We start from the raw sequence: 6,169 nt of genomic DNA on the forward strand, positions 1-6,169 counted from the left end.
AACCCGACGGATCGCGGGCCAAACCGGGCACGAAGCGCTTGTCTGTGGTCGTCCGGAAAGGCACCCCGCTCGGGGTGCGCCTGAGCCCGGCCAACCGGCACGACAGCCTGAGGCTGGCACCCGCTCTGGATGCCGTGCCAGGCCTGCGCCACGGTCGCGGCCGTCCGCGCAAGCGCCCCGGCAAGCTTCACGCCGACAAGGCCTATGACCATCACCGCTGCCGAGTTGAATGCCGGAAGCGCAGGATCACGCCCCCGCATCGTCCGGCGAGGCATGGACAGCAGCGAAAGGCTGGGCCGGCAGCGCTGGGTCGTCGAGCGGACACTGGCATGGCTCAACCGCTTTCGCCGCCTCGCCATCCGCTACGAGCGGCGCGCCGACATCCACGAGGCTTTCGGGATCCTCGGCTGCGCTCTCATCTGCCTAAACCAGATCAGACGGTTTTGTCAGGTGTTCTAAAGCGGCTTGTCAGATAGGTCGAATTTTTGATCTAGAATGATCTCTAGCTATGCGCGGGTTGCATGGCGTGGCCGCGAAATGGCAACTTTATTCTCTACTCATGGGGATGCGCGAGGCCGGTTTTTCTGACACAAAAGGCCGGTTTTTTGTCGCGCTACAAAACAGGCCGGCGACGACCCAGGCCGATGCCCCTGGGAGCGGCACAGGCAGAGGGTTTCCTTCCATCGGCCCGGCACGTCCAAGGGCGCAATCCCGACGCCCGGCCGCCGCACGCGATCATCACCGCATCGGATCCTGGCGCAGCGCGGAAGGGGTCTGGATGGTCATGGGACAAGGATCGCCCTGAAGTCGTTGACATTGGTCAGGGTCGGCCCGGTCTTGACCAGATCGCCGATCCTGTCGAACAGGCTGCAGCTGTCATGGGCCGCCAGCACGGCGCGCGGATCCAGCCCCGCCGCGCGGGCGCGGGCCAGCGTGTCGGGGGCGATGATCGCGCCTGCCGCATCCTCGGTCCCGTCGATGCCGTCGGTATCGCCTGACAGGGCATGGATGCCTGGCTGGCCGTCCAGGGCCACGGCCAAGGCCAGCAGGAACTCGGTGTTCCGCCCGCCCTTGCCCGGCTTGGCCGAGCCGATGGTCACGGTTGTCTCGCCCCCCGACAGCAGCACCGCCGGACCCTTGACCGGCAACCCGTGCAGGGCGGCGCTGCGGGCGATGCCCGCCATGACCTGACCGGCGGCAGCGGCCTCGCCCTCGATGGCGTCGCCCAGGATCAGGGGGGTGACGCCTTCGGAGCGGGCAAGGTTTGCGGCGGCCTCAAGCGCCATCAGCGGGGTGGAGATCAGGCGATAGTCCGCCGGGAAGGGCGGCAGGGGTTCGGGCGTGGTCAGCAGCAGGCGCCGCGCGGCCTCCGGCAGATCGGGGCCCAGCATCCGGGCGACATCGCTCAGATCCGCCGCCGCATCGGGATCGTGGACCGTCGGCCCCGAGGCAATGGCCAGCGGATCGTCGCCCGGCACGTCGGAAATCGCCAGCGTCACCACCTTCGCGGGGGCCGCGGCGAGCGCCAGCCGCCCGCCCTTGACCGCCGACAACCTGCGCCGGACCCGGTTCATCACCCCGATCGGTGCCCCGGATGCCAGCAGCAATCGGTTCACCTGCATCTTGTCGGCCAGAGTCAGGCCTAGCGCGGGCGCCGTCATCAGCGCCGATCCGCCGCCCGAGATCAGCGCCAGGACCAGATCGTCGGGCCCAAGCCCCCGCACCGCCGCAAGGATGCGCTGCGCGGCATCCGCCCCCGCCTGATCGGGGACGGGATGAGAAGCCTCGATCACCTCGATGTTCTGTGTCGGGACGGCATGGTCGTAGCGGGTGACGACCACGCCGGTCACGTCGGGCCATTCTGCCTCGATCGCGCGGGCCATGGCGGCGGCGGACTTGCCCGCCCCCACCACGACGACCCGGCCACGGGGCCGTTCCGGCAGATGGCGCGCGACCGTCTTGGCCGGATCGGCGCTGTCCACCGCCGCGCCGAACAGGCGCAGCAGAAGGTCTTTCGGATCATGCGTCATTGCCGCTCCTCAGGTGTTTGCGCCACGGATCGCGTCGCACACCGCGTCCGTGACCTGTTGCGTGATAACCAATCCCGCCCGCCCATAGAACAGCGTCACATTGCCCAGGCCGAAACGGAGGCCACCCTCAACAATCTCGATCGTGACAGGCGTGTCCGGCACCGCGATGCCGCGCCAATGGGCCGGGATCGTCATCTGCGTGATTTCCGACCCAAAGGGTCCGACCGTGCCGGGGGGAAAGGTAACCAGCGGACCGGCGGAGCCCAGGCGGGTCTGGACGATTTCGTCCTTGCCGGGAAAGTTCTCGGGGAAACGCTCGTTCCTGCGCAAAAGCCAGTTTTGCGCCTGTCCGCGTTGCGAGATGTCCCGGCCGATGGTGGAGGCCTGGTAATCGGCCCATGCCGCGCCGCGCCGGGCAATTTCCGCCGCTTGCGCGTCCGGGTGCGTGGCGCGTTCCACCAGTTCGCGGTTCATGGCCGGGATCTGCCAAAGGGGATCCGAAGCGATCAGGCCTTCGGTCAGGGAAAGGCAGGCAAGATCCAGATAGATCCCCTGGATCGAGCCGTCTGCCGGTTTCCACGCCCCAAGGCCGTTCACGAAGGCAGGCTTTGTCAGTGGATCCAGCCCGTCTTCGGGGCACAGCACCAGACATTGCGGATCCCGGAAACCCGCCGGGCGCGGCAGGTCATGGCGGTGCAGGCGGCCAAGCCGTTGCAGCAGGACATCGACCGGACAGAGATCCGTAATCAAATAGTCTGCACAAATATCCAGCGATTGCTCCAGCGTCTGGCTGCCGATCACGACGGCACCCAGGGGCGGGCGTTCCCCGTCGGGGGCCAAGACCGCCTCGACCGCGCGATCCAGGACGTGGCGGTCCTCGGCCGCAAAGCGGGAATGGTGAAGCGCGGGACCGCCCGCGACCTGCAAAAGCAGATCGGCGCCGCCCGCCGCAACAACGGCATCGAAGGTCGCGCAGGCCGCCGCCACGGTGTTGCGGACGACAAGGACGCGGGCACCCTGACGTGCCGCGACCAAGGCCAGCCGGGCCGTTTCGGACGGGTCCATTGTCGGATGGGCCGTCATGGCGACGGCCTTGGCCTTGCCGTCGGCGGGTTCGGTGTCGGGCTTGTCGGCGCCCCGCGACCACAGGGCGGGATAGGGCGCGGCAATCGCGTCGGCAAGGCCGGGCAAGGGAAGCTTCAAAAGCCTGCTGCGCGCCCGGCTGCCCAGCGTGGCGGACATCAGCATCGCATGGCCCCCTGCGGCCAGGTGCCCGTCCAGCAGCTCCGTCAGGATTTCGGTCATGTAGGCGTCCGAGCTGTGAACCTCGTCCACCACCAGCAGGCTGCGGTTCAGGGCCGCGCCACGCAGATGGGCGTGCTTGATCCGCAAGCCGGCCATCAGCGCCTGATCGACGGTGCCCACCGCGACCCGGGCCGCCAGATACCGCGTGGCATGTTCCGCCGCCCAGCGGGCGGGCCGCGTTCCCTCGGCGTCGTCCCAGCGGGTCTCAAAGCCGGGCAGGCGCTGGCCCGTCGCCTCGCCCGACAGGAGCTGGCCGGGGATCGCCAGAACGGCCTCGGGCGCATCACCGCCGAACAGCCGTTTCATCGCCTCGTTGACGCGGCGGTGCAGCTGCCGCGCCGCGGCCCGTGTCGGGACGGCGAAATACAGCCCCGACACCAGCCCCGCCGCGTGCAGCAAGGCATAGCGCCACAATGCCGCTTCGGTCTTGCCCGAGCCGGTTTCCGCTTCAAGCAGCACCAGTGCGCTGTTCAGGTCGGCGCTGCCGACCAGCCGCTGGGCCGCGCGCGGTGCAAAGCGGGCCCCGGCCACGCTGGCGAAATCGGAGGCCGGTCTGGCTGCGCCGGTATCCAGGCCGATTACGCGAAGGGCGTCCTGCGCGGCCTGCCGCGCCCGCGCCGGATAACCGGGACCGGGATCGGCGACGAAATCGAAGAACCTGCGGTCAGACCCGATCCAGTCTGCAAGGGCCGCCAATCCTGCGACCAGATGGACAAGATCGGACCTTGCCGGCAGCGGAGACCCGGCTTCCAGGTCGGGCCAGGCGATGGTCCAGAGCCGCAGGTAATCGGCGATAGCCCCCTTGCGGTCATAGCCTGCGACATCGGGGGTTTCGCGGAATGTCGCGGGTGCTTCGACGGGGCGGCCGTGATGGGCAAAGATCGCCATCATCAGTTCTTCCACGCCCTCACCCCAGGTGGCAAGCTTGTCCACGATGGGACGCAGCGGGTCCGAGCCTGCCTGGGAGGCACGCATCAGCGACAGCAGGCCATGGACCGAGTGGTTCACATCCGCCGGGCAGGCAAGGTCGGGCCGGGCCTTGGCCTGAAATCCCGGCTCCAGCTTGCCCAGGTCATGCAGATAGACAAGCGCCGCCATTCGGGCCATGTCGCCGCCTGCCAACGGCCGCCCTGCCGCAAGCTGCAGGTGGCTTGCGATCACGGGCAGGCCGCACAGGGCCTCGAACACCGCAGCGACATCCATGGAATGGGCTTCCAGCGCATGAAATCCGCCTTGGGGATCGGCCTTGCCCCAGGCATTCGGCTTGTGGGGCTTCAAGCCTTCTTTCTGACAATCCATTTGACCTCACCGGGAATCGGCATCTTCGTGGAACTGGCAACGCATCCAGGAATTTGCACATACAGTGACGGCAGCGTCGAGAAGATCAAGGCCAAGGCCATCCTGAACCAGCCTGTCACCACCAATTCCCGGAGCGCATCGGGAGCGTCCACCAACACGCGCGCGGTTTCAATGGCAGGGGCTGACACTCTCCTCGGCTGCCTCGCAGGATGGGTTAACGGCCCAGCAGTTCCGCTCCCCGCCACAGTTCCAGCGACCGGATGCGGCGGCTGAAGGCCGCTGGGTAGCATTGCGCCCTTGCCGCCTTGATCCTTGCGGCAGGACGCGAAAGAACGTGCCCAACCTGGTCGCGCCTTCTGGACCGCCGCGCAGATGCCGCGAAGCGCCTGATGGTTGCGGTCGAACAGGCCTGCGCCGATGGCATCATGGCCCGGACGTAGGCGGCACGGCCGGGCAAGCCGATCTTGTCGCTTGACAAGGCCGGTCTTCAGGACGCAACCTCGTCAGTAAAATTGAAGGATTACAATGTTTTCCGATTGATTGATTGCCCCGCACCATGAATCTTATTGATGCCTGTCTGATCTCGACCCAATCAGCCCGCTTCAGCCTGCCTGGCCTTCTCGCAGCCTTGTCCCGCAACGAGGTCGATGCCTTTCCCGGCTTGCGCCCGCATCAGCGTCCGGCATGGCACATGTTTCTGGCGCAGCTCGGCGCTCTGGCTCTGACTGCTGCATCTGCCGATACCCCGCCCGAGGACGAGGCCACTTGGCGCGACCTGCTTTTGCGGCTAACGGATGGCGACGCGATCGCCTGGGCCCTGACCGCGCCCGAGAATCGCGCGGCCTTTCTGCAACCCGCCGCGCCACCCGGTCTGAAATGGTCGCGGGTCGAGACGCCGGATGCGCTCGACATGATCATCACGTCGAAGAACCACGACCTGAAGCAGGCGGTGGCCCGCCATGCCGCGCCCGAGGACTGGATTTTCGCGCTTGTGTCTCTGCAGACGATGGAGGGTTACGGCGGAGCTAAGGGTAAGTTGAACGGCATCGCGCGTATGAATGGCGGTTGGTCTAGTCGACCAATGCTGGGCTTTGCGCCAGCTCAGGAAAATGGTGGCGGACCCGAACTTTCAGCCTGGTGGCGGCGCGATGTCCAGCGACTGCTAGAGATGCGCCAAGCTGGCGAAGGACTAATCTATGGAACAGAGGGTGGTCCCGCATTGCTATGGACCTTGTCTTGGCCTGAAGGACAGCAATTGCGCTTAAATGAACTCGATCCATGGTTCATTGAAGTGTGCCGTCGCATTCGCTTGATCAAGGACGGTGAAAGACTGGTGGCGCAGCGAGCGACATCGGAAAAGAAGCGGATAGATGACGATGATGCCAAGGGCGTGACCGGAGATCCTTGGGCACCCGTCAGGATGGAAGATCCTCCCTCGGGTCTATCTCTGAATGATAGAGATTTTACCTATCGCCTAATGTTCGACTTATTGTTCGGTGGAGAATGGAGGAGATCGCCACTTGCGGAGCCTAGGG

The 6,169-nt window shown here is 66.3% G+C and carries 4 protein-coding genes and 1 pseudogene; 3 read left to right on the plus strand and 2 right to left on the minus strand.

The features are described from left to right. Window positions 1-44 precede the first annotated feature (44 nt). Window positions 45-206: pseudogene (locus tag AAIL68_RS05920) on the plus strand (IS5/IS1182 family transposase); the annotation flags it as partial. Window positions 207-210: 4 nt separating this feature from the next. Then, window positions 211-459, plus strand: a complete 249-nt coding sequence (locus AAIL68_RS05925) for a transposase (RefSeq protein WP_347138682.1) — start codon at window positions 211-213, stop codon at window positions 457-459. 323 nt (window positions 460-782) lie between these two features. Here AAIL68_RS05925 and AAIL68_RS05930 read toward each other — a convergent pair whose 3' ends face one another. Together AAIL68_RS05930 and cas3 are read right to left on the minus strand one after the other, a co-directional pair. After that, window positions 783-2,030, minus strand: coding sequence for a glycerate kinase (locus AAIL68_RS05930; RefSeq protein ID WP_347138669.1), 1,248 nt, complete (start codon window positions 2,028-2,030; stop codon window positions 783-785). Between the two features lie 9 nt (window positions 2,031-2,039). Then, window positions 2,040-4,634, minus strand: a complete 2,595-nt coding sequence (gene cas3 / locus AAIL68_RS05935; RefSeq protein ID WP_347138670.1) for a CRISPR-associated helicase Cas3' — start codon at window positions 4,632-4,634, stop codon at window positions 2,040-2,042. Window positions 4,635-5,190: 556 nt separating this feature from the next. On the opposite strand from cas3, the gene AAIL68_RS05940 reads away from it, so the two are divergent. Continuing rightward, window positions 5,191-6,169: hypothetical protein (locus tag AAIL68_RS05940; RefSeq protein ID WP_347138671.1), on the plus strand; the 979-nt coding region annotated here is incomplete at its 3' end.

This window comes from Paracoccus sp. SSK6 (genome assembly GCF_039770665.1).
Taxonomy (GTDB): domain Bacteria; phylum Pseudomonadota; class Alphaproteobacteria; order Rhodobacterales; family Rhodobacteraceae; genus Paracoccus.

What these genes read in the sequence shown, in the direction of transcription:
- cas3 (WP_347138670.1), bottom strand. Translation starts at nt 4,634, where the DNA reads ATGGATTGTCAGAAAGAAGGCTTGAAGCCCCACAAGCCGAATGCCTGG.
- AAIL68_RS05930 (WP_347138669.1), bottom strand. Translation starts at nt 2,030, where the DNA reads ATGACGCATGATCCGAAAGACCTTCTGCTGCGCCTGTTCGGCGCGGCG.